The organism is Morganella sp. HSTU-ASny43, from assembly GCF_022819185.1.
GTDB classification, from domain to species: domain Bacteria; phylum Pseudomonadota; class Gammaproteobacteria; order Enterobacterales; family Enterobacteriaceae; genus Morganella; species Morganella morganii.
The window spans coordinates 28,348-48,948 of record NZ_WSPG01000025.1; the positions used below are offsets into that span (position 1 = coordinate 28,348).

Below are 20,601 nucleotides of genomic sequence, written 5' to 3' on the forward strand. Positions count from 1 at the left end.
CGTCTTCCCTCCGGATAAATAAGGAAACAATAACGATGGCAACGCTTTTTTGGCAGCAGAGCGGACAGGGTTCGCGCGATCTTGTGCTGTTACACGGCTGGGGACTGAACAGCGAAGTATGGAACAGCATTGAATTGCGGCTCGCACCGCATTTCCGTATTCACAAGGTTGATTTACTGGGTTACGGGCGCAGTCAGGAATTTGGTGAAATGTCACTGACGGAGATGTCGGATACTGTTTTCGCGCAGATGCCGGAAAATGCGGTGCTGGCAGGCTGGTCACTGGGCGGGCTGGTGGCTGCGGATATTGCACTGCGTTACCCGCAGGCAGTGAGCCATCTGGTGACAATCTGTTCATCGCCGTATTTTGGTGCACAGGAAGAGGAAGGCTGGCCGGGGATCAAACCGACGGTGCTGAGCGGCTTTCAGCATCAGCTGGCGACCGATTTTCAGCGTACTGTTGAGCGTTTTCTGGCACTGCAGACACTGGGAACCGCAAGTGCCCGTCAGGATGCCCGTACACTGAAATCAGTGGTACTGGGACAGCCGATGCCGGGTGTGTCAGTACTGAATGCCGGGCTGGAGATTCTGAGAACCGCCGATCTGCGCAGCGGACTGCCGTCCCTGACAATGCCGTTCCTGCGGATCTATGGTTATCTCGATGGCCTGGTGCCGCGTAAAGTCGCGTCACTGCTGGATGAGCAACTGCCGTCCTCTCCATCCGTTATTATGCGTAACAGCGCTCACGCACCGTTTATTTCACATCCGGATGAGTTTTGTGAGGTACTGACGGAGTTTGTTAAATAAAAAAATACCCGCACAACGGCGGGTAAGTTTTATGAATGAATCTGATACACCTTTGTGTCACAGCCCTGACTTTCAGGGCACTGTTTGCAGCTGCTGCTCAGACAGCTGCTGACATCCACCGCTTCAATTTTTCCCATGGCAGCCAGCTTTTCCATGATGGCCTGCACCAGGGCTTCCGGGGCATTCAACTGGTGGCTGAGCAGCCGGGCATCTGCCCGGCCGTTCAGTGCAATGGCGTCACGTACTGCGATCAGGCTAATCATGTCCGTGTCCTTTTATCAGTGACACTCGTTGCCGGAGCAGCCGCCACAGCGGCTGTGTGCATCACGGCGGAAGCTGAGATTCACCCGGCTGCGTGTGCGGCGCAGCAGTGCAAACAGGATCAGGTTGAAAATCACCACTACAGCGATAATCACTGAACTGCTCCCCGGATGGGTACTGAATGTGGCGGCCTGGTAGAACAGGGCGGCCAGTGAGTAAGCCACGTTCAGACCCCACAGGATGGAGAAGGTCATCCAGCCGCGGCTGGTTTCACGGGCGATAGCCCCCATCACAGAGACACACGGCACATACAGCAGCACAAAGATCAGATAGCTGTAAGCAGCAACATCAGAGCCGAATTTCGCGGCCATGGTGCCCATGGTACCGCCGTCCATCTCGCCGTCGCCTTTGCTGGCTTCAATCGGGTTGGATAATGCCGCGAGCGTGAAGGTTTCCGCCAGGGAATCCAGGGTTTCATTTACCGCATCACCCAGTTCATCCCATAAATCAAAGGATTCCGGATCAAACGGTTCGTTGGTGATACTTTCAGCGGTGTAGAGGGTATTCAGTGTCCCGACCACAACTTCTTTTGCCATCGCACCGGTGATCAGGCCGACAGTCGCCTGCCAGTTATCATTGGTGACACCAATCGGGCTGAGCAGCGGAGTGACCACTTTACTGACTGAGGCCAGTGCGGAATCATTAATGCTGTCCGCCGGTTTACCGGAGAAACTGAAGCTGTTCAGTGCGCCGATTACCATACTGGCGACAATAATGACTTTACCCGCACGCACCACAAAGCCTTTCAGGCGCTGCCAGGTCTGCATAAACAGGGTTTTCATATGCGGTACGTGGTACACCGGCAGTTCCATCACAAACGGTGATGCTTCGCCGCGCATAATAGTGTGTTTGAGCAGCAGACCGGTAAGGATAGCCACCACAATCCCGAGGATATACAGGGAGAACACGATGCTCGCGCCGTTTTTGCCGAAGAAGGCAGCCGCGAAAACCGCGAAGATAGCCAGCCGCGCGCCGCAGGACATAAACGGTGCCATCAGGACGGTGATAAGACGTTCACGCGGTGCATCCAGGGTTCTGGCACCCATAATGGACGGCACGTTACAGCCGAAACCGACAATCAGCGGCACGAAGGATTTACCCGGCAGTCCGAGTGCCTGCATCAGTCTGTCCATCACAAATGCCGCGCGGGCCATATAACCGGAATCTTCCAGGAAAGAGAGGAACAGGTACATCATCCCGATTTGCGGTACCAGCGGCAGCACGGTGTTGATACCGCCGCCGACCCCCTGGGCGAGGAAAATGGTCAGCCAGTCCGGGAAGCCGAGCGTCATCCCCAGCCATTGTGTGCCGTTAATGAAAATGGCTTCCGAACCGCCTTCAAACAGCGGCTGCAATGCCCCGCCGATATTGATGGCGAGCACGAACATCAGATACATCACAAACAGGAATACCGGCACGCCCAGCCAGCGGTTGAGGACAATTCTGTCCATCGCTGCGGTCAGTTTATTCGGCTCGGAATGGCTGTTATCAATGGTTGTTTCGCAGATATCCGCGATGGTCTGGTAACGGGCATCCGCAATCACCAGTTCCGGCTCTTCCTGCTGCTGTGCCTGCATCGCGTCACGGACAGACTGCACATGCTCCGGGGTGAAACCGGCGCGTGCCTGGCTGTAGATATCCCCCTCCAGGCTTTGCAGTGCCAGCCAGCGGCGCTGTGTGGCGCTGAACTCTTCCGCAGGAATCGACTGTGCGAGAGTGTTCATGCTGTCGAGCAGCGCAGCCGGATAGTTCACCAGCACTTCATGAGGTGTCATTGTGTGTTTGTCGATCGCGGCTTTCAGCTCACAGATACCGGACGCGCGGGTGGAAACCAGTGGGATCACCGGGCAGCCGAGGCGTTCTGACAGCGCTTTGACATCAATATTGATATTCGCTTTATCGGCGATATCCAGCATATTGAGGGCAATAATGCAGGGAACACCCAGTTCCAGCAGCTGCAGCGTCAGATACAGGTTACGCTCGAGATTGGATGCGTCGACAACGTTAATCAGCATGTCCGCTTCACCGCTGAGGATAAAGTGGCAGGCAATCTGTTCGTCTAAGGATGTTTGTTCAGAGATGGTGGTCAGTGAATAGGTGCCGGGTAAATCCACCAGCTCAATCTTGTGTTCCGGCGTGGTGAAATAACCGATTTTCCGTTCCACAGTTACACCGGCCCAGTTGCCGACGCGTTGTTTGGATCCGGTTAACTGGTTAAACAGCGTGGTCTTCCCTGAATTGGGATTACCGATGAGTCCCAGGGTGAGTGCTTTCATAGTGTCGTATGCCAATCAATAAATACAAACCCCTCTGCCGGCGGCAGAGGGAAAAGAGTGAGTCAGCGCGGGATGTGCGGCGGATTACGCCTGCACGTCATCAAGCATCAGCAGCGCCAGGTCTTTTTTTCTGAGCATCAGGTTGACGTGCCGGGTTTCGATTTGGATCGGATCGCCCAGCGGTGCGCTGCGGATCACCCGGAAAACAGAGCCGGGCAGCATGCCCAGAGACAATAATTTCTGACGGTATGCCGGGCTGATTTGCCCGGAAAAGCCCAGAATTTTATAACTGTGTTGTGGCTGAAGTGTCATAAAGGCTCCGGTTAACCATGCAAACAGGAATGATATTGCAAATGATTATTGCACGAACAGTTTGGCAGAAAAATATCCCTTACAAATTTAATTGATACTGTAAATGCAAATCATAACCAACAATATTTTACCTATTTAGCCCGAAAATTAACCAGCAAAGTTTGATGTGCATCAAGATATCCGGCGTATAAAACAATTGAGAGCAGATATTTCACGTATTGATTTACGTTAATAACAATTTTTACGACTAATTAACGCAATATGTGACTAACAGGAGGGAAATGTACGGGCAGCCGGGGCTGCCGCGTACATGATAGCAGGGGAATTACTTACGCTTACCGAATGCCGCGGCGAGGGCATCACCCATCGCACTGTTACCGGCAGAGGTGTCATTATTACCGTTACGGGCAGGGCGGTTGTTCTGACGCTTTTCCGCCCGTGGTTTATCGCTGCCGCCGCCACCGCGGCGGGCTGCCGTTTCCGGCTCCTCATCCATCCGCATGGTCAGCGCGATACGCTTACGGGCGATATCCACATCCAGCACTTTGACACTGACGATATCCCCGGCTTTGACCACGGTATGCGGATCTTCCACATAGCGGTTGGCCAGCGAGGAGATATGCACCAGTCCGTCCTGATGAACACCGATATCCACAAAAGCACCGAAATTGGTGACGTTGGTGACCGCGCCTTCCATAACCATGCCCGGACGCAAATCATTCATGGTTTCAATGCCATCGGCAAAGGTGGCGGTTTTAAACTCCGGACGCGGGTCACGACCGGGTTTTTGCAGTTCTTTGAGGATGTCGGAAACGGTCGGCACACCGAATTGTTCAGTGACAAAATCCTGTGCTTTCAGATTGCGCAGCACATCACTGTTACCCATCAGATCACTGAGGGTTTTCTGTGTGGCCTGCAGGATTTTTTCCACCACCGGATAGGCTTCCGGGTGAACGGTGGAGGCATCCAGCGCATTTTTACCGCCGGCAATACGCAGGAACCCGGCGCACTGCTCAAAGGCTTTCGGGCCGAGACGCGCGACTTTCAGCAGCTGCTTGCGGTCAGCAAAACGGCCGTTTTCATCACGCCAGTCAACAATATTCTGTGCGATCACTTTGCTCAGCCCGGCAACGCGGGTCAGCAGGGCGACAGATGCGGTGTTGAGGTCAACGCCGACGGCGTTTACGCAGTCTTCCACTACCGCATCCAGTTTACGGGCAAGTTGTGTCTGGCTGACATCATGCTGATACTGGCCGACCCCGATGGATTTCGGGTCGATTTTCACCAGTTCGGCCAGCGGATCCTGTAACCGGCGGGCGATAGAAACGGCACCGCGCAGTGATACATCCAGGTCCGGGAATTCTGCCGCTGCCAGTTCTGACGCAGAGTAAACGGAGGCACCGGCTTCACTGACAATCACTTTCTGGGCTTTGATATCCGGGAACTGCTTCTGCACATCGGCAAAGAAACGTTCAGTTTCACGGGATGCTGTCCCGTTACCGATCGCCACCAGTTCCACATGGTATTTCAGGCAGAGCGCCGCGACGGATGCCGCTGCTTTGGCAGTCTGGCCGGTGTGCGGATAAATGGTGTCGGTGGCCAGCACTTTACCGGTGGCATCGACCACCGCGACTTTCACCCCGGTACGCAGACCCGGATCCAGCCCCATTGTGGCGCGCATCCCGGCCGGTGCCGCCATCAGCAGATCACTGAGGTTGCGGGCGAAGACATTAATTGCCTCATCTTCTGCTTTCTCGCGCAGCGCGGCCATTAACTCGGTTTCCAGGTGCAGCAGCACCTTGACCCGCCATGTCCAGCTCACCACCGCTTTGCGCCAGCTGTCCGCCGGAGCATTGTTAAAGCGGAAGCCGAGATAATCGCGGATTAACTCTTCGCAATAGCTCTCTTTCGGCGGCTCCTCACACTGCGGGTCGGCATTGAGGGAGAGTTGCAGAATGCCTTCATTGCGACCACGGAACATCGCCAGAGCGCGGTGTGACGGGACATTGGCAATCGGTTCATGGTGATCGAAATAATCACTGAATTTTGCGCCTTCCGCCTCTTTTCCGCTGATCACAACGGAAACCAGATGCGCATTGCGCCACAGATAATCACGGACTTTCCCCAGCAGACCGGCATCTTCCGCGAAACGCTCCATCAGGATGTAGCGGGCGCCGTCGAGGGCGGCTTTGGTGTCGGCAACCCCTTTTTCGCTGTCCACATAGGTGGCGGCGAGGATTTCCGGATCCTGTGACGGATCCTGCCACAGAGTGTCTGCCAGCGGTTCCAGACCGGCTTCCGCCGCAATCTGTCCGCGTGTGCGGCGCTTGGGTTTGTAAGGCAGGTAGAGGTCTTCCAGCTCTGTTTTGCTGAGCGTGCCGTTAATCGCCCCCGCCAGTTCAGGGGTCAGTTTGCCCTGTTCCTCAATGGATTTGAGGATGGCCCGGCGGCGGTCGTTCAGTTCGCGCAGGTAGCTGAGACGGGTTTCCAGCTGACGCAGCTGAGTATCATCCAGGCCGCCGGTGACTTCTTTCCGGTAGCGGGCGATAAAAGGGACAGTATTTCCCTCATCCAGCAGGGTAATCGCGGCGGTGACCTGGCGGGTTTGCGCATTCAGTTCACCGGCAATAATCTGGCTCAGAGATTCATTCATCATGATATTCTTTCCGGCTGCGATAAATTGACGTAAAAAAATTTCAGGGGACAGTTATACGTGTTCAAAACGGGAATTACCAGCCGATATAAAGTAATATAAATGAATTATGCATAGCTGTTATCTTTCAGAAAATGCATTTAGTATTACAATTTATTTAAATAATTTATTTTTTGTTTAGGTAACATATGGCAAAAAGTAACCTGATTACCCGTGAAGGATGGGATGCGCTGGATCAGGAGTTAAAATATCTCTGGAAAACAGAACGTCCGCAGGTCACTCAGGCAGTGTCAGAAGCCGCTGCACAGGGGGATCGCTCGGAAAATGCCGAGTATATATACGGAAAGAAACGTCTGCGTGAAATAGACAGACGCGTCCGGTTTCTTTCAAAACGTCTGGATAACTTAAAGATAGTCGAGCCGGATCCCCGCCAGGAAGGAAAAGTATTTTTCGGGGCGTGGGTGGAACTGGAAAATGATGATGAAGAAATTCAGACTTTTCGCATCGTCGGACCCGATGAATTTTCCCCGGCAAAGAAATGGATTTCTGTTGATTCCCCTGTGGCCCGGGCATTAATCGGAAAACAGGCGGATGATGAAGTAACGGTAATAACACCTAACGGTGAAGTGAATTATGTCATTTTGTCTATCCGCTATCAGCCGATTGCTGAATAGGCACAATTAATCTGAAGAGTTGCATGAAAAAATGAACCCGGGAGTCAAACATGCAGGAAAGTTATAAGGTCCTTGTCGTTGATGATGACATGCGTCTGCGTGCGCTGCTTGAGCGCTATCTGAGTGAGCAGGGTTTCCAGGTCCGTACCGCCGCGAATGCGGAACAGATGGATCGCCTGCTGACGCGTGAATCTATCCATCTTATTGTCCTGGATCTGATGTTACCGGGCGAAGACGGGCTGTCTATCTGCCGCCGTCTGAGAAGCCAGAATAACCCGATTCCGATCATTATGGTGACGGCGAAAGGGGAAGAAGTGGATCGCATCGTCGGGCTGGAAATCGGTGCGGATGATTATATTCCGAAGCCGTTTAACCCGCGTGAACTGCTGGCGCGTATCCGTGCTGTGCTGCGCCGTCAGGCGAATGAACTGCCGGGTGCACCATCCCAGGATGATGCGGTGATTCAGTTCGGTAAGTTCAAACTGAACCTCGGCACCCGTGAGATGTTCCATGAAGATGAAAACATGCCGCTGACCAGCGGTGAGTTCGCCGTGCTGAAAGTGCTGGTGTCACACCCGCGTGAACCGCTGTCCCGCGATAAGCTGATGAGCCTGGCGCGCGGCCGTGAGTACAGTGCGATGGAACGTTCAATCGACGTGCAGATTTCCCGTCTGCGCCGCATGATTGAGGAAGATCCGACACATCCGCGTTATATCCAGACCGTCTGGGGACTGGGTTACGTGTTCGTTCCGGACGGCAACAAGGCATGAAGCGGCTGCGGTTCTCGCCGAGGAGCACCTTTTCGCGCTCGTTATTTCTGGTCATCTTTCTGTTGTTTGCAACCATAACAACAAGTTATCTGGCCGTTGTGAACTTCATTGTGATGCCCAGCCTGCAGCAGTTTAACCGGGTGCTGGCCTATGAAGTACGCACACTGATGAGCGAAGAGATGGTGCTGAAGGACGGAACCGCGGTACGTGTTTCTCCGGCGCTGCGTAAGAAAATTTATGAAGAGCTGGGCATTACCTTTTTTACCGAAAAGACAGCCGATGAGGGCGGACTGCGCTGGGCGCGTCATTTTGAATCCCTCAGTAAACAGATGAGCCATTATCTGGACGGTTATGCGGATGTCCGGCTGGAAGTCAGCCGCGATTATCCCGTGCTGTGGCTGAACTCCTATATTGCCCCGGATGTCTGGGTGAGAGTGCCGCTGACTGAAATCGGTCAGGATCAGTTCTCGCCGGTCTTCCGTTATATTTTTGCCTTTCTGCTGATTGTCTTTGCAGGTGTCTGGGTGTTTATCCGCTATCAGAACCGTCCGCTGACCGAGCTGGAATCCGCAGCCCGGCAAATCGGTACCGGCGGTCCGCTGGTTCCGGTACGGGAAGCCGGGGCGGCAGAAGTGCGCTCGGTTATCCGCTCGTTTAACCAGATGTCCAGAGATATCAAAACTCTGGAGCAGGATCGCACCGTGCTGATGGCCGGTGTCAGCCATGATCTGCGCACGCCGCTGACCCGCATCCGCCTGGCAACGGAAATGATGAACCCGGATGACGATTATCTGGCGGAATCCATCAACAATGATATTGAAGAGTGTGACGGTATCATTGAGCAGTTTATGGCGTATCTGCGCACCGGCCGTGAGATGGAGATGGTGCATCTGGAACTGACATCTGTCCTCAATGAGGTGATTGAAGCGCACATCCACTCGGATGTGACGATTCAGAATGATGTTATTCAGGCCCCGGTTTATCTCACCGGTAACCCGATTGCGATTAAACGCGCACTGGGCAATATGCTGGTCAATGCCACCCGCTACGGCAACGGCTGGATCCGTGTCAGCAGCGGCAGTGATGAGCATTTCGCCTGGTTCCAGGTGGAAGATGACGGCAACGGTATTGACGAGGCGGATATTCCGGATCTGTTCCAGCCGTTTGTGCAGGGTGAAAAAGCACGCAGTAATAAAGGTACCGGGCTGGGGCTGGCAATTCTGCGCCGGATTGTGGATGCGCATGACGGCAAAATTGATGTCGGCCGCAGTCAGCGCGGCGGATTCCGTATCCGCGTGATGCTGCCGCTGCCGGATGACAGAGATGATTAATTATTATGACAGCAGCATGTCATCGTCATATGACTGTCATAAACCCCTGCGGTAAGCAATTATCGCAGGGGTTTTACTTTTAATATCAATAAAATCATAAAATTACAGCCTTGCCTCGTTTTTGTGTTTCCCCGTCATTTTTCCGGTTTTGTGTCCCCGCGCACCTGCAATGTCATAAAACTGTCATATAACCTACATATTATTGTCACCAGATTGTCCTATTTTCCCTCATGTTCCGACATTAACCAGATACAACGTTTATCGTCATTATCTATAAATCCCGTCAGGAGGGATCATGAAACCGATGCGTACCGCAGTAGCCACTGTTATGGCAGCGACACTTTCTCTCTCTGCATTTTCTGCATTTGCCGCGACCAGTCTGACCGGGGCGGGTGCAACATTCCCTGCGCCGGTGTATGCGCAATGGGCTGATACTTACCAGAAAGAAACCGGTAACAAAGTTAACTACCAGGGGATTGGTTCCTCCGGCGGTGTGAAGCAGATTGTGGCCAATACCGTTGATTTCGGGGCGTCAGATGCGCCGCTGTCCGAAGATAAACTGGCCGCAGATAATTTATTCCAGTTCCCGACCGTGATCGGCGGTGTGGTACTGGCCGTCAACCTGCCGGGTCTGAAGTCCGGTGAACTGGTGCTCGACGGCAAAACCCTGGGTGATATCTACCTGGGTAAAATCAAAAAATGGAATGACCCAGCGATCACCAAACTGAACCCGTCAGTTAAGCTGCCGGATCAGGATATCGCGGTTGTCCGCCGTGCGGATGGTTCCGGTACCTCTTTCGTCTTCACCAGCTACCTGTCAAAAGTCAGCCCTGACTGGAAAGAGCAGGTCGGTGCAGGTTCTACCGTTAACTGGCCGGTTGGTCTGGGCGGTAAAGGCAACGACGGTATCGCAGCATTCGTTCAGCGTCTGCCGGGCTCTATCGGTTACGTGGAATACGCCTACGCCAAACAGAATAAACTGGCTTACACCAAACTGATTTCTGCGGACGGTGATGCGGTATCCCCGACCGGCGAAAGCTTCAGTAACGCAGCACGTAAAGCCGAGTGGTCAAAAAGCTTCGCTCAGGATCTGACTAACCAGCCGGGTCCGAATGCATGGCCGATTACTTCCACCACCTTCATCCTGGTTCATACCAATCAGAAAGATGCTGCCAAAGGTCAGGAAGTTCTGAAATTCTTTGACTGGGCATACAAGAACGGCGGTGAGCAGGCAGAAAAACTGGATTACGCGGTACTGCCGAAAGAAGTGATTGAACAGGTCCGTGCATCATGGAAAACCAGTGTCAAAGACAGCAGCGGTAAGCCGCTGTACTGATACGGCAGATGATGAAGTAACGATTTATCAGTAATTGATCCCCCCGCACCGGGGGGATCTGTGTAAAAACGGAAGCGACTATGGCCGAACTGAAAACGGCAATGAAACCACCAGGCAAACGCGGCGACCAACTTTTCAGTGCTCTGGTAAAACTGGCAGCGCTGATTACGCTATTGTTACTTGGCGGAATTATTATTTCACTGATTATTGCGTCATGGCCGAGCATTGAAAAATTCGGCTTAGGTTTCTTATGGAATAAAGAGTGGAACCCGCCGGCGGAAGAGTACGGGGCACTGGTACCGATTTACGGCACCATCGTGACCTCGGTTATCGCCCTGCTGATTGCGGTCCCGGTGAGTTTCGGGATTGCGCTGTTCCTGACAGAACTGGCACCGAACTGGCTGCGCCGTCCACTGGGTATCGCGATCGAGCTGTTAGCCGCTATTCCGAGTATCGTTTACGGCATGTGGGGACTGTTTGTCTTTGCCCCGCTGTTTGCCACCTATTTCCAGCAGCCGGTCGGCGAGGTGATGTCGAGCATCCCGATTGTCGGCGAGCTGTTCTCCGGTCCGGCCTTCGGGATCGGGATCCTGGCGGCGGGCGTTATCCTCGCCATCATGATCATTCCGTATATTGCCTCGGTGATGCGCGATGTGTTCGAGCAGACGCCGGTGATGATGAAAGAATCGGCTTACGGCATCGGCTGTACCACCTGGGAGGTGATCTGGCGGATTGTACTGCCGTACACCAAGAACGGGGTGATCGGCGGCGTGATGCTGGGTCTGGGTCGTGCCCTGGGGGAGACCATGGCGGTGACCTTTATCATCGGTAACACCTATCAGCTGGACAGCTTCTCGCTGTATATGCCGGGCAACAGTATTACCTCGGCGCTGGCAAACGAGTTCGCGGAAGCGGAATCCGGGCTGCACACTGCGGCACTGATGGAGCTGGGGCTGATTCTGTTTGTCATCACCTTTATCGTCCTTGCTATCTCCAAATTTATGGTGATGCGTCTGAATAAGAAAGAGGGGCGCTGAGATGGCTGAAATGAATATTCAACAACCAAAAGTGGATATCAGCGCACGGCAGAAACGCCAGTTCTGGCGCCGTCAGAAAAACCGCGTTGCCCTGTTTTTATCCATGTCCACGATGGCATTCGGGCTGTTCTGGTTAATCTGGATCCTGTTCTCGACCGTCACCAAAGGGATGGACGGCATGTCGCTGGCGCTGTTCACCGAAATGACACCGCCGCCGAATACCGAAGGCGGGGGTCTGGCGAACGCCATTGTCGGTTCCGGCCTGCTGATCTTATGGGCGACCGTTATCGGGACACCGCTGGGTATTCTTGCCGGGATTTATCTGGCGGAATACGGCCGTAAATCCTGGCTGGCGGAAGTCACCCGGTTTATTAATGACATTTTGTTATCCGCACCGTCGATTGTGGTCGGACTGTTTGTTTACACCATCGTGGTGATGCAGATGCAGCACTTCTCCGGCTGGGCGGGGGTGATTGCCCTGGCACTGTTACAGATCCCGATTGTTATCCGTACCACGGAAAACATGCTGCGTCTGGTGCCGGACAGCCTGCGCGAAGCGGCGTATGCCCTCGGCACACCAAAATGGAAAATGATTTCAGCGATTACCCTGAAAGCCTCGGTCTCCGGGATTATCACCGGGGTGCTGCTGGCGATTGCCCGTATTGCCGGGGAAACGGCGCCGCTGCTCTTTACCTCCCTCTCCAACCAGTTCTGGAGTACGGATCTGATGCAGCCGATTGCCAACCTGCCGGTCACTATCTTCAAGTTTGCCATGAGTCCGTTTGCGGAGTGGCAGAGTCTGGCCTGGGCGGGTGTCCTGCTGATCACACTGTGTGTGCTGTTAATTAATATCGTGGCGCGTGTGCTGTTTGCGAAGAAAAAGCACTGATTAAATGACTGCGGATGAATGAGAGAGAGTCATGAGTAAAATTCAAAACGTAACTGAAAGCAAAATTCAGGTTCGTGATCTGAACTTCTATTACGGCCAGTTCCACGCGCTGAAAAACATTTCGCTGGATATCGCCAAAAATAAAGTCACGGCCTTTATCGGCCCGTCCGGTTGCGGGAAATCGACCCTGCTGCGTACCTTCAACAAAATGTACGCACTGTATAATGAACAGCGTGCGGAAGGCGAAATCCTGCTGGATGGCACCAATATTCTGACCGATACCCAGGATATCGCGTTATTACGCGCCAAAGTCGGCATGGTGTTCCAGAAACCAACACCGTTCCCGATGTCTATTTATGACAATATTGCCTTTGGTGTCCGTCTGTTTGAAAAACTGCCGCGCGCCGAGATGGATGAGCGGGTACAGTGGGCACTGACCAAAGCGGCACTGTGGAACGAAACCAAAGATAAACTGCATCAGAGCGGCTACAGCCTCTCCGGCGGTCAGCAGCAGCGTCTGTGTATTGCCCGCGGTATTGCTATCCGCCCTGAGGTTCTCCTGCTGGATGAGCCGTGCTCGGCACTGGATCCTATCTCCACCGGGCGTATTGAAGAGCTTATCAGCGAGCTGAAATCGGAATACACCGTGGTGATCGTCACGCATAACATGCAGCAGGCGGCGCGCTGTTCTGACCACACTGCATTTATGTATCTGGGCGAACTAATTGAATTCAGTGATACTGATACTCTGTTTACCACCCCGGGCAAGAAACAAACCGAAGATTACATCACCGGTCGTTATGGCTGATGCGGAGACAATCATGGAAAATCTGAATCACAATAAACATATTTCCGGGCAGTTTAATGCTGAATTAGAGCATATCCGCACAGAAATGATGACAATGGGCGGGCTGGTGGAAGAGCAGCTCAGCAAAGCGATCACCGCCATGCATAACCAGGACGAAGACCTGGCGCGTGAGGTTATCGCTGGTGACAAGCAGGTCAACATCATGGAAGTGATGATTGATGAAGCCTGTGTCCGCATTATTGCCAAACGCCAGCCGACCGCGAGCGACCTGCGCCTGATTATGGCGATTTCCAAAACCATCGCCGAACTGGAACGGATCGGGGATGTGGCGGATAAAATTGCCAAAACCGCGCTGGAAAAATTTTCACAGCAGCATCAGCCGTTGCTGGTCAGTCTGGAATCCCTCGGCCGCCATGCCATTCAGATGCTGCATGATGTGCTGGATGCCTTTGCGCGTATGGATATTCAGGAAGCTATCCGCATCTACCGCGAAGACCAGAAAGTGGATCAGGAATATGAAGGGATTGTCCGTCAGCTGATGACCTATATGATGGAAGATCCGCGCACTATCCCGAGTGTCCTGACCGCGCTGTTCTGTGCCCGCTCTATCGAGCGTATCGGTGATCGCTGCCAGAATATCTGCGAATTTATCTTCTATTATGTGAAGGGACAGGATTTCCGTCATGTGAAAGGGGATGATGTGGAACGTATCCTGCTCGGCGAGCATGTGATTGAAGTCTCCGCACACAGTAATAACGGCGAAAAAGGGAATGATCCGGCATAACCGGGTGGTTTCTCCGGCGATATTGTCTGTTTTTGTAAAAGTCCCTGTTCTGATTTGACCCTGGAGTTAACTCCGGGGTTTATACTTTCTGAAACAGACAAAACAGTGTTTCCGGAGGTGTACGATGGGTTTATTCAGCCGGTTTTTTAACAGCGGAGGCGGATCCGGTCACGGGAACCGCAGCGGCGGCCACGGCAGCAGCGGTCATGGCAGCAAACATGGTAATACGGGTTACAATAAGCATGGCCGTGACAATAATGGTTATCCGGAGCTGTTAAACAACAATACTCCGCAGAATATCAGCGGATATTGTCAGAAGTGCGGTACCGGTTACCCGTCGGACAGCCGCTTCTGCGGCCGGTGCGGTAATGCACTCAACCCGTAATGCAAAAGCCGGTCATTACCTGACCGGCATTCTCAGTTCAGCTTTTTCTCTGTCCGCACATTGCGCCCTTTATCATTAATGCTGATCAGCGTGACGGACTCTCCCGCAGATAAATGCCCGGTGTATGCCACCCGGCTCTCTGAATAAGGGGCGAGCATCACGGTGCTGATATGTGACGGCGCATTATCTCCGCCGGAGACGAGCGCGGATAATGTGAAATAGTAAGGCGTGGGGTTTTTCAGAATCAGTGTTTCTCCTGATAACGAGGCTGAAATCTGTTCCGGGACTGCATCCGGCGGCTGCAAAAGATCATCCGGCCGGTAAAACAGCTTTATCCGTGTCCGCAGGGCAAATTGCAGGGTATTACCGGTGGTGGCCGTCTTCGCCGGAATATCCACCACATTGAGATAAAAAACCGATTCCCGGTCGCGGGGAAGATTATTTTTCAGAACACGGATTTTCAGCTGTTGTCCGCCGCTCCCTGCAATCCGCGTCACCGGCGGTACCACCATAAAGGGTGCACTGCTGGTTTCCGGCGAGGAATTGATATCCCCCTCATCCACCCAGCTCTGCACCAGTGACGGCATGTCCCCGCTGTTGGTCAGCTGGATTTCTGTATTTTCCTGATTACCCGGAAAAATCACCCGCGTGGTATTGATGACAACACCAGCGTATCCCACCTGTATGCACAGGAGCAGAATGATCAGAATGCCTGTCCGCATCATGTCCTCCACCGGTTCAGTTGTAGGAAAAAACCAGAGTCGCGGAACTGCTTATTTTTCCCTGTGTTACCGCAGTCGGATTGTAGGGATAATAATACGCGCCGAGATCGACAGAGAACGCTGGTGAAACCGCGCTGCCTTTGGCGGCAGTGAAAATGCTGGTGGCACTGCCCTGAGCATTGGCACTGTCAGAAAACTGTACCGGACTGCTGAGATTATTGGCTTTCACCACCCGGAAGCCGACACCACCGGCACCGCCGGAAATGGTATTGGTCAGCACGGTTTTATCGGACGGCTGTAAATTGGACGACGACAGGAACATGGCAATATCCCGGGACGCGGTGTTACCCGGGAGGAGGCCGCCACAGGTAAAATTGAGGCGGAACGGGGTGTATCCGGCTTTATCCGTGGTTTTAACGGCATTGATACTCATCAGCGGCAGGCTGACGGTCAGCCCGGCATTGGTAAAGGTACAGGTGGTCACCGGCGGATTGTAAGTAATCTGCACCGGCTGCAAAAACATATCATTCGGATCGGACGGCCATTGCAGTGTCAGTAAAAACTGCAAAATCTTATTGAGAAGTGCTGCCAGCCAGCCCACCAGCCCCAGGGTGGTGGCATCAGAGGCAAAAATGACCGGTGTGATCGTCACAGTATTACCCGGAACTTTGGTGTAGTTGCCGGTCGGCGTGGTGACCAGATCAAAACGCAGTGTGAAACCGGTATTGAGTTCTGTTCCGTTGTGAGTACCGGCCGCCAGGCCGGAAACATTATTTTTTGTCAGTGCGGTCAGGGTGATATTGACGAGTTGTGCGCCGTTATTAAACCCGATTGTCGCTGTCCGGCCATTAAAGGGAGAGTCGATCCCGATGGTATTCGGAAACAGCGGCAATGCTGTCGTACAGGTAAACGGGCCGCTGAAGTTGGTCTGAGATACTTTGGATACGGTTGTGGTGGCGCCGATCAGATCAGCCGAAAGATCCAGCGCCACGGCCGGTGCTGTCTGGGTGGATGTTACCGAGCAGGTGGCATAAGCCGCCCTGCTGCTTATCACCGTCAGGAATAAAAGTAATACAGCGGCGGATGTTTTCATCATTGTTTCCTTTTACCGGCAGATATTGTGATTTTTATCCGGTGTGACCACCGGATTGCGGATAACACACTGCTGTTTCCCGTCTGCCGTCAGTTTTATGATCAGTGATGACGGCAACTGCCCGCTTTTCAGATAGAGCAGCCCTGACTGCCCGACATATCCCAGCGGCTGATGCTGCTCATCAGTCACTTCTGTGCCGAACGGCAGTGTGCTGCCGTTTTCCCGCGCCGCCCGCAGAATGAAAGTCTGACGGGGATCGGTTTCCATGCGGATATAACTGACCGCACCTTTATACGGGCTGACCTGGCCGATATTACCGGTCACTTCGGCACCGGAACTTTTTTCTGTGTCTGACAGAGTGTAAGAATTGGCGCGGTAAGGAACAGATTGTGTCATCAGCACCACACCATCACTGTTTGTCAGGGATGCTTTATCCGAATTCACCATCCGGTTACCGGCCTGCGGGGCATCAATAATGGTATAGGTATTGCCGGTGTCACCGGACATGGCGATGTGGCCCGGGATCGCGACGATAGTTCCTTTTGCCCCGGCGCCCGCCTGACGGTAATCGTTACCCTCACTGAATGAGCCGGACAGGGTGCTGTACGGGTTACGGTAAGTAAGGTTTGCGCCTGCAAGATTACTGCCGCCGTTCTGGTTTGAGCCGGTCAGCGTGTAGTTAACCAAATCATCTTTACCGGCTGTGCCGCTCAGGCTGACAGTAGCCTGCTGATAACGGGAATCGGTGGCGTAAATACCGCTGCTGAGTGATGCACTTTTACCGAAAACAGAAATCGGCACGCTGACATTCAGGTAAAACCGGGTTTCATTTTTATCATCAAAATTGCGGGTGCGTGATGCAGACACGGTATAGCTGATCTCGTTATAACTGTTTGAATATCCAAGCTGATATTCCCGGTTGCTGCCGCCGGAATTCCAGTAATCCCGGTGTGTGCCGGAGATATAAATCACCCCCCGGTTCTCTCCCAGATACTGATTTAAATTCACGGTGAAGGTATTTTTAGCGCGAGCACCGCGCATGGCATCCATTGTCATCAGATCCGGTATCTGACGCGGCGTGTTATCGGTGAGGTTTTCCTGCTCATTACGGTAAGCATCCCACGCCCGGTAGTTATCCTGCTGATAGATGGCATCGGTGAAACTGTAAAAATTCCCGGTGGAGTAGCGGTATGTCGCGAGAGTCAGGTTGGTGGAGGTGGTGCTGACAAACTTACTGTAGGCGATACGGTAGCTCTGGCCGCTTTTGCGGCCGGTTTTAAAGTCCGCATCCGCCTGTGTCACATCAACAGAAAGCGCACCGAACGGCAGATTCCAGGCACTGCCCGCCAAAAGAGAGCGGTAATCTTTTCCGGCAATCCCGCCGGTATACAGTGTCACGGTATTATTCAGCCCGTAACGGAATTCCCCCTGCACAAACTCCGGGCGGTAGTGTGTATTATCCAGGCGTGCCTGACCGGCGGTCAGACTGTAATTATAAATTCCCTCTTTCAGCATATCGGGTACAGCGGAGAAGGGGACGGTAAATGATTCTTTCCGTCCGTCTGCTTCCTGAATAATGACGGAAAAATCGCCGCTGCCGCCGGTCGGCTGAATATCACGGAACATAAACTCACCCGGCGGTACGTTTTCCTGAAAAATAAGATTGCCGTTCTGGTAAATACTGACGAGGGCGTTGGTCTGAGCAACACCCCGGATGATTGGTGCGAATCCCTGGCCGGACGGCGGCAGCATATTCATATCCGTTCCCAGTGATGCGCCTCTGAATTTAAAGCTGCCGAACATAGAAGGCGGCGTATAAAAATCCCCCAGCGTCAGCGCAGATAAAATACGGCTGATCGGACGGTAAAGATAACGGCTGTTATTTTTCCAGCCTTTATGTCCGCCGGAATAAGAGGTGTAAACCGATTCATCGCGGAATTGCCAGACACCGAGGTTCAGCCCGGAGTTTACTGTGGCAAAAAAGCTGTCATTGCTCTGTTTGTTATTCTTTTTTTGTCTGGCGTTATAGTAATTAACGTTATAGCCGAGAATAACGGCGGGCTGCCCGTGATCCCATAATTCCGGATCAATATAACCGGCATCGGCGGTCTTTACCCCGATTTGCGGCACGGACAAATCTAACCGTAATGTACTTTTATTCAGGTGGTAAGTCAGTCCGGAAGTCAGATCATCTGCCGGAACCGGCTGTTTCTCTGCGGATAATGTTTTCGCGTCATCAGAAAGATTCAGCCCGAGCTTATTAATATCTTCCGGCTGAAAATTCAGGGCATTATTATGCTCCCCTACTTCAACGGTAAACTGACCTTTCCAGGTGTTATTGACATAAACGTCCATCAGTTGATCGCCGGACGGCAGTGTATTTTCCTGATATAAACGTGAAATATCCCCTTTAGCGGATTCACCGGCCAGCAGGGTGGTATCGAACTCTTCCGTGAAGCCTTCGCGGGGATAGCTCCATAATCCGGCAATAATCAGAATCGGCAGGCAGTGTTGTGTTTTCACGTTATTATCGTCCGTCAGAAGGTAATATTCTTCGACTTATACACACCGTAATCATCCACATAGGTCACTGAGGCATTACGGGCTGCGGGTTTATTTTTCAGTGGTAATTGTTTTTCAGAAAATGGCGGAATCATTTCGGAGGCGGCCAGCCAGGTGTGGCTGCTGTCATTAGCATTGACCGCCGCAATGGTAAAATGATACGGGGAATTATTAGTGACGGATAAATGGTCACCGTTGAGCTTCCACTGAATATTATCAATAACCGTTTCCGGATTTGCCGTCAGCCCGGCTGGGCGGTAAAACAGCTTTATCCGTGACCGCAGGGCCACCTGTAACACACTTTTTCCTTTGGCATTGGCGGGCGTGGCCGGAATATCCAGCACACTGAGATAAAAGACACTTTCCCGGTCATCCGGTAGTTTTTCATTATTTTTCTTTATTTTAAGCTGCTGTCCCTGCATTCCGTCTATTTTGACAATCGGCGGATAAACATAAAACGGGGAACTGCTGTTTTCCGGTGTGGCATTAATGTCACCGTCATCTGTCCAGCTCTGGGCTAATGATGATGTCTGGCTGTTATTATTCAGCTGAACAGTAATGCTGTCATTTTCTTCATGATAAATAAGCCGCGTTCCGTTAATCACGATATTGGCGGTAGCATTACCTGATAAAATAAGCATCATCAGAAAAAAGAATCGGCGTTTCATTATATTCCCCTGTAAACAGTCAGGCTTTTTGACAAGCCTGACTGTCTGACAATGGTTATAAATAAGAGACTGTATAAATCACGTTGGAATGTACAGGCCCGACTTTTGCAGGAGAGGTATTGGTTTTGTAATAACTGGCAATTAATGTCACCTGATCCGATGCTGGTGCGGTTTTATCTCCCTTCACTCCGGTGTCATACGCCGCATTCAGTGAAAGTGCCACTGACGGTGCGGTTGTTGACGATAAACTGAACCCGACATTTTTCGCGACAGACGGATCCCCTTCATTAACGGTATCGTTAATCAGGTAGTTTCCGGTTGACGATATATTGTTGGGGGACGCGAAATGTATTTTCAGGTTACTTCCGGGCGGGACTGAAGCAGGTGCACAATCAGAGAATGTCATGGTAAATGCTTTCTGATTTTTGGTAATGACGGTATTTGCGGTTACCCCGGCATCCGTTACTGTAATCGGATCTAATAATACGGCGAAGTCGGCGCTGTTGCCTCCGTTAATAGTACAGGTGGTGTCACTGATAGCACCTGTGATGTTTATAATCCGGCCCGCAGCAGTGACCGCAGACGCTGAGCCTGAAAAAAAGGCGGCAGAAACTAATGCCGTAATAAGCGTTTTCTTTAACATGGTTAACTCCGGTAAAAATAAGATACCAGACTGACAAAAATAAGAGGCTATTTTTGCGGATTTTCATTTAAAGAGACTAATAAGAATCAGTCTCTTTAAATCTATAATCATTAGGGATATTTACCAGTTCTTAATTTTTAAATTTACAGATATGTGATTATTGTCAAGGTTTATAAATTTTCATTTTCAGAACTTGTATTTTTTATAAGTTCGTATTCATTTTTTATTTTGGTGGTAATGGAAAGATAAATATACAAATAATAAGATGTGATTGTTTATTAACGGTTTTCTGATAAGTAATTTCTTTTAGATATTAATTTTAATTAACAGCTGTATGGAGCGTTTAGTATCTCTTATCATGGTCAGTGAATATTTCCGTAGAAAAAATAACGTATGATTTTATTTCGATAAATAATCATAAGTAATGTAATTAATTTTTTTAATAAAAATGGATAAATTAAAGATAATAGCTTGTTATTGAGGAGAGTGGCTCTGTTCTTGTATTCATCTTAGAACAATCAGTTATGGAAT

19 protein-coding genes are annotated in these 20,601 nt (G+C 51.8%); 10 read left to right on the forward strand and 9 right to left on the reverse strand.

Going from position 1 to position 20,601, the window contains the following annotated elements:
- The first annotated feature begins 35 nt into the window (after positions 1-35).
- Complete coding sequence (gene bioH, locus GN208_RS13410; protein WP_243828442.1) at positions 36-806, forward strand: pimeloyl-ACP methyl ester esterase BioH; 771 nt, start codon at positions 36-38, stop codon at positions 804-806.
- A gap of 29 nt (positions 807-835) precedes the next feature.
- Here the strand turns inward: bioH and GN208_RS13415 are convergent, their stop codons facing one another.
- The 4 genes from GN208_RS13415 to GN208_RS13430 form a co-directional block, all read right to left on the reverse strand.
- Complete coding sequence (locus GN208_RS13415; protein ID WP_004237963.1) at positions 836-1,069, reverse strand: FeoC-like transcriptional regulator; 234 nt, start codon at positions 1,067-1,069, stop codon at positions 836-838.
- 15 nt (positions 1,070-1,084) lie between these two features.
- Complete coding sequence (gene feoB / locus GN208_RS13420) at positions 1,085-3,403, reverse strand: Fe(2+) transporter permease subunit FeoB (protein WP_004237964.1); 2,319 nt, start codon at positions 3,401-3,403, stop codon at positions 1,085-1,087.
- A gap of 84 nt (positions 3,404-3,487) precedes the next feature.
- Positions 3,488-3,715 carry a ferrous iron transporter A gene (feoA, locus tag GN208_RS13425; protein WP_004237966.1) on the reverse strand — a complete coding sequence of 76 codons (228 nt, stop codon included), beginning with the start codon at positions 3,713-3,715 and terminating at the stop codon, positions 3,488-3,490.
- Between the two features lie 325 nt (positions 3,716-4,040).
- On the reverse strand, positions 4,041-6,371 hold the full coding sequence (locus tag GN208_RS13430) for a Tex family protein (protein WP_004237968.1): 2,331 nt from the start codon (positions 6,369-6,371) through the stop codon (positions 4,041-4,043).
- Between the two features lie 185 nt (positions 6,372-6,556).
- On the opposite strand from GN208_RS13430, the gene greB reads away from it, so the two are divergent.
- The 9 genes from greB to GN208_RS13475 all read left to right on the forward strand — a co-directional run bounded on the left by greB (position 6,557) and on the right by GN208_RS13475 (position 14,382).
- Positions 6,557-7,042 (forward strand): transcription elongation factor GreB, encoded by a 486-nt coding sequence (gene greB / locus GN208_RS13435; protein WP_004237970.1) that lies wholly within the window; start codon positions 6,557-6,559, stop codon positions 7,040-7,042.
- 50 nt (positions 7,043-7,092) lie between these two features.
- Positions 7,093-7,812 (forward strand): two-component system response regulator OmpR, encoded by a 720-nt coding sequence (gene ompR / locus GN208_RS13440; protein WP_004237971.1) that lies wholly within the window; start codon positions 7,093-7,095, stop codon positions 7,810-7,812.
- Positions 7,809-9,143, forward strand: coding sequence for a two-component system sensor histidine kinase EnvZ (gene envZ, locus GN208_RS13445; RefSeq protein ID WP_004237973.1), 1,335 nt, complete (start codon positions 7,809-7,811; stop codon positions 9,141-9,143). Before ompR ends, envZ begins: the two co-directional genes overlap by 4 nt.
- A gap of 295 nt (positions 9,144-9,438) precedes the next feature.
- Positions 9,439-10,479 (forward strand): phosphate ABC transporter substrate-binding protein PstS, encoded by a 1,041-nt coding sequence (gene pstS / locus GN208_RS13450; RefSeq protein ID WP_004237974.1) that lies wholly within the window; start codon positions 9,439-9,441, stop codon positions 10,477-10,479.
- Positions 10,480-10,559: 80 nt separating this feature from the next.
- The gene (gene pstC, locus GN208_RS13455; protein ID WP_004237976.1) at positions 10,560-11,516 is read left to right on the forward strand and encodes a phosphate ABC transporter permease PstC; all 957 of its coding nucleotides are present in this window, start codon (positions 10,560-10,562) and stop codon (positions 11,514-11,516) included.
- Position 11,517: 1 nt separating this feature from the next.
- Positions 11,518-12,405: a phosphate ABC transporter permease PstA gene (gene pstA / locus GN208_RS13460; RefSeq protein ID WP_004237977.1), complete on the forward strand. Its 888-nt coding sequence runs from the start codon at positions 11,518-11,520 to the stop codon at positions 12,403-12,405.
- A gap of 31 nt (positions 12,406-12,436) precedes the next feature.
- Positions 12,437-13,213, forward strand: coding sequence for a phosphate ABC transporter ATP-binding protein PstB (gene pstB, locus GN208_RS13465; RefSeq protein ID WP_004237979.1), 777 nt, complete (start codon positions 12,437-12,439; stop codon positions 13,211-13,213).
- A 13-nt stretch (positions 13,214-13,226) separates the two neighbouring features.
- A complete protein-coding gene (phoU, locus tag GN208_RS13470) occupies positions 13,227-13,997 on the forward strand; it encodes a phosphate signaling complex protein PhoU (RefSeq protein ID WP_004904690.1) in 771 nt (256 codons plus the stop codon).
- A gap of 124 nt (positions 13,998-14,121) precedes the next feature.
- Positions 14,122-14,382, forward strand: coding sequence for a zinc-ribbon domain-containing protein (locus tag GN208_RS13475; RefSeq protein WP_004237981.1), 261 nt, complete (start codon positions 14,122-14,124; stop codon positions 14,380-14,382).
- Between the two features lie 32 nt (positions 14,383-14,414).
- On the opposite strand, the gene GN208_RS13480 is transcribed toward GN208_RS13475, so the two are convergent.
- From GN208_RS13480 to GN208_RS13500, 5 genes are read right to left on the reverse strand one after another with little or no spacing between them, the layout of a single operon-like run.
- Positions 14,415-15,107: a molecular chaperone gene (locus GN208_RS13480; RefSeq protein ID WP_004237982.1), complete on the reverse strand. Its 693-nt coding sequence runs from the start codon at positions 15,105-15,107 to the stop codon at positions 14,415-14,417.
- A 13-nt stretch (positions 15,108-15,120) separates the two neighbouring features.
- Positions 15,121-16,200: a fimbrial protein gene (locus tag GN208_RS13485; RefSeq protein WP_004237983.1), complete on the reverse strand. Its 1,080-nt coding sequence runs from the start codon at positions 16,198-16,200 to the stop codon at positions 15,121-15,123.
- A 9-nt stretch (positions 16,201-16,209) separates the two neighbouring features.
- The gene (locus tag GN208_RS13490) at positions 16,210-18,720 is read right to left on the reverse strand and encodes a fimbria/pilus outer membrane usher protein (RefSeq protein WP_087770044.1); all 2,511 of its coding nucleotides are present in this window, start codon (positions 18,718-18,720) and stop codon (positions 16,210-16,212) included.
- A gap of 14 nt (positions 18,721-18,734) precedes the next feature.
- On the reverse strand, positions 18,735-19,427 hold the full coding sequence (locus GN208_RS13495; RefSeq protein ID WP_004237986.1) for a molecular chaperone: 693 nt from the start codon (positions 19,425-19,427) through the stop codon (positions 18,735-18,737).
- Positions 19,428-19,482: 55 nt separating this feature from the next.
- On the reverse strand, positions 19,483-20,070 hold the full coding sequence (locus tag GN208_RS13500; RefSeq protein ID WP_243828443.1) for a fimbrial protein: 588 nt from the start codon (positions 20,068-20,070) through the stop codon (positions 19,483-19,485).
- Positions 20,071-20,601 lie beyond the last annotated feature (531 nt).

Excerpts from the sequence above, each read along its gene's own strand:
- envZ (WP_004237973.1), top strand. The coding sequence starts at position 7,809 with ATGAAGCGGCTGCGGTTCTCGCCGAGGAGCACCTTTTCGCGCTCGTTA.
- feoB (WP_004237964.1), bottom strand. The coding sequence starts at position 3,403 with ATGAAAGCACTCACCCTGGGACTCATCGGTAATCCCAATTCAGGGAAG.
- GN208_RS13430 (WP_004237968.1), bottom strand. The coding sequence starts at position 6,371 with ATGATGAATGAATCTCTGAGCCAGATTATTGCCGGTGAACTGAATGCG.
- GN208_RS13480 (WP_004237982.1), bottom strand. The coding sequence starts at position 15,107 with ATGATGCGGACAGGCATTCTGATCATTCTGCTCCTGTGCATACAGGTG.
- GN208_RS13475 (WP_004237981.1), top strand. The coding sequence starts at position 14,122 with ATGGGTTTATTCAGCCGGTTTTTTAACAGCGGAGGCGGATCCGGTCAC.
- pstA (WP_004237977.1), top strand. The coding sequence starts at position 11,518 with ATGGCTGAAATGAATATTCAACAACCAAAAGTGGATATCAGCGCACGG.
- GN208_RS13415 (WP_004237963.1), bottom strand. The coding sequence starts at position 1,069 with ATGATTAGCCTGATCGCAGTACGTGACGCCATTGCACTGAACGGCCGG.
- GN208_RS13485 (WP_004237983.1), bottom strand. The coding sequence starts at position 16,200 with ATGATGAAAACATCCGCCGCTGTATTACTTTTATTCCTGACGGTGATA.
- feoA (WP_004237966.1), bottom strand. The coding sequence starts at position 3,715 with ATGACACTTCAGCCACAACACAGTTATAAAATTCTGGGCTTTTCCGGG.
- bioH (WP_243828442.1), top strand. The coding sequence starts at position 36 with ATGGCAACGCTTTTTTGGCAGCAGAGCGGACAGGGTTCGCGCGATCTT.
- GN208_RS13495 (WP_004237986.1), bottom strand. The coding sequence starts at position 19,427 with ATGAAACGCCGATTCTTTTTTCTGATGATGCTTATTTTATCAGGTAAT.
- greB (WP_004237970.1), top strand. The coding sequence starts at position 6,557 with ATGGCAAAAAGTAACCTGATTACCCGTGAAGGATGGGATGCGCTGGAT.
- pstC (WP_004237976.1), top strand. The coding sequence starts at position 10,560 with ATGGCCGAACTGAAAACGGCAATGAAACCACCAGGCAAACGCGGCGAC.
- phoU (WP_004904690.1), top strand. The coding sequence starts at position 13,227 with ATGGAAAATCTGAATCACAATAAACATATTTCCGGGCAGTTTAATGCT.
- GN208_RS13500 (WP_243828443.1), bottom strand. The coding sequence starts at position 20,070 with ATGTTAAAGAAAACGCTTATTACGGCATTAGTTTCTGCCGCCTTTTTT.
- ompR (WP_004237971.1), top strand. The coding sequence starts at position 7,093 with ATGCAGGAAAGTTATAAGGTCCTTGTCGTTGATGATGACATGCGTCTG.
- pstS (WP_004237974.1), top strand. The coding sequence starts at position 9,439 with ATGAAACCGATGCGTACCGCAGTAGCCACTGTTATGGCAGCGACACTT.
- pstB (WP_004237979.1), top strand. The coding sequence starts at position 12,437 with ATGAGTAAAATTCAAAACGTAACTGAAAGCAAAATTCAGGTTCGTGAT.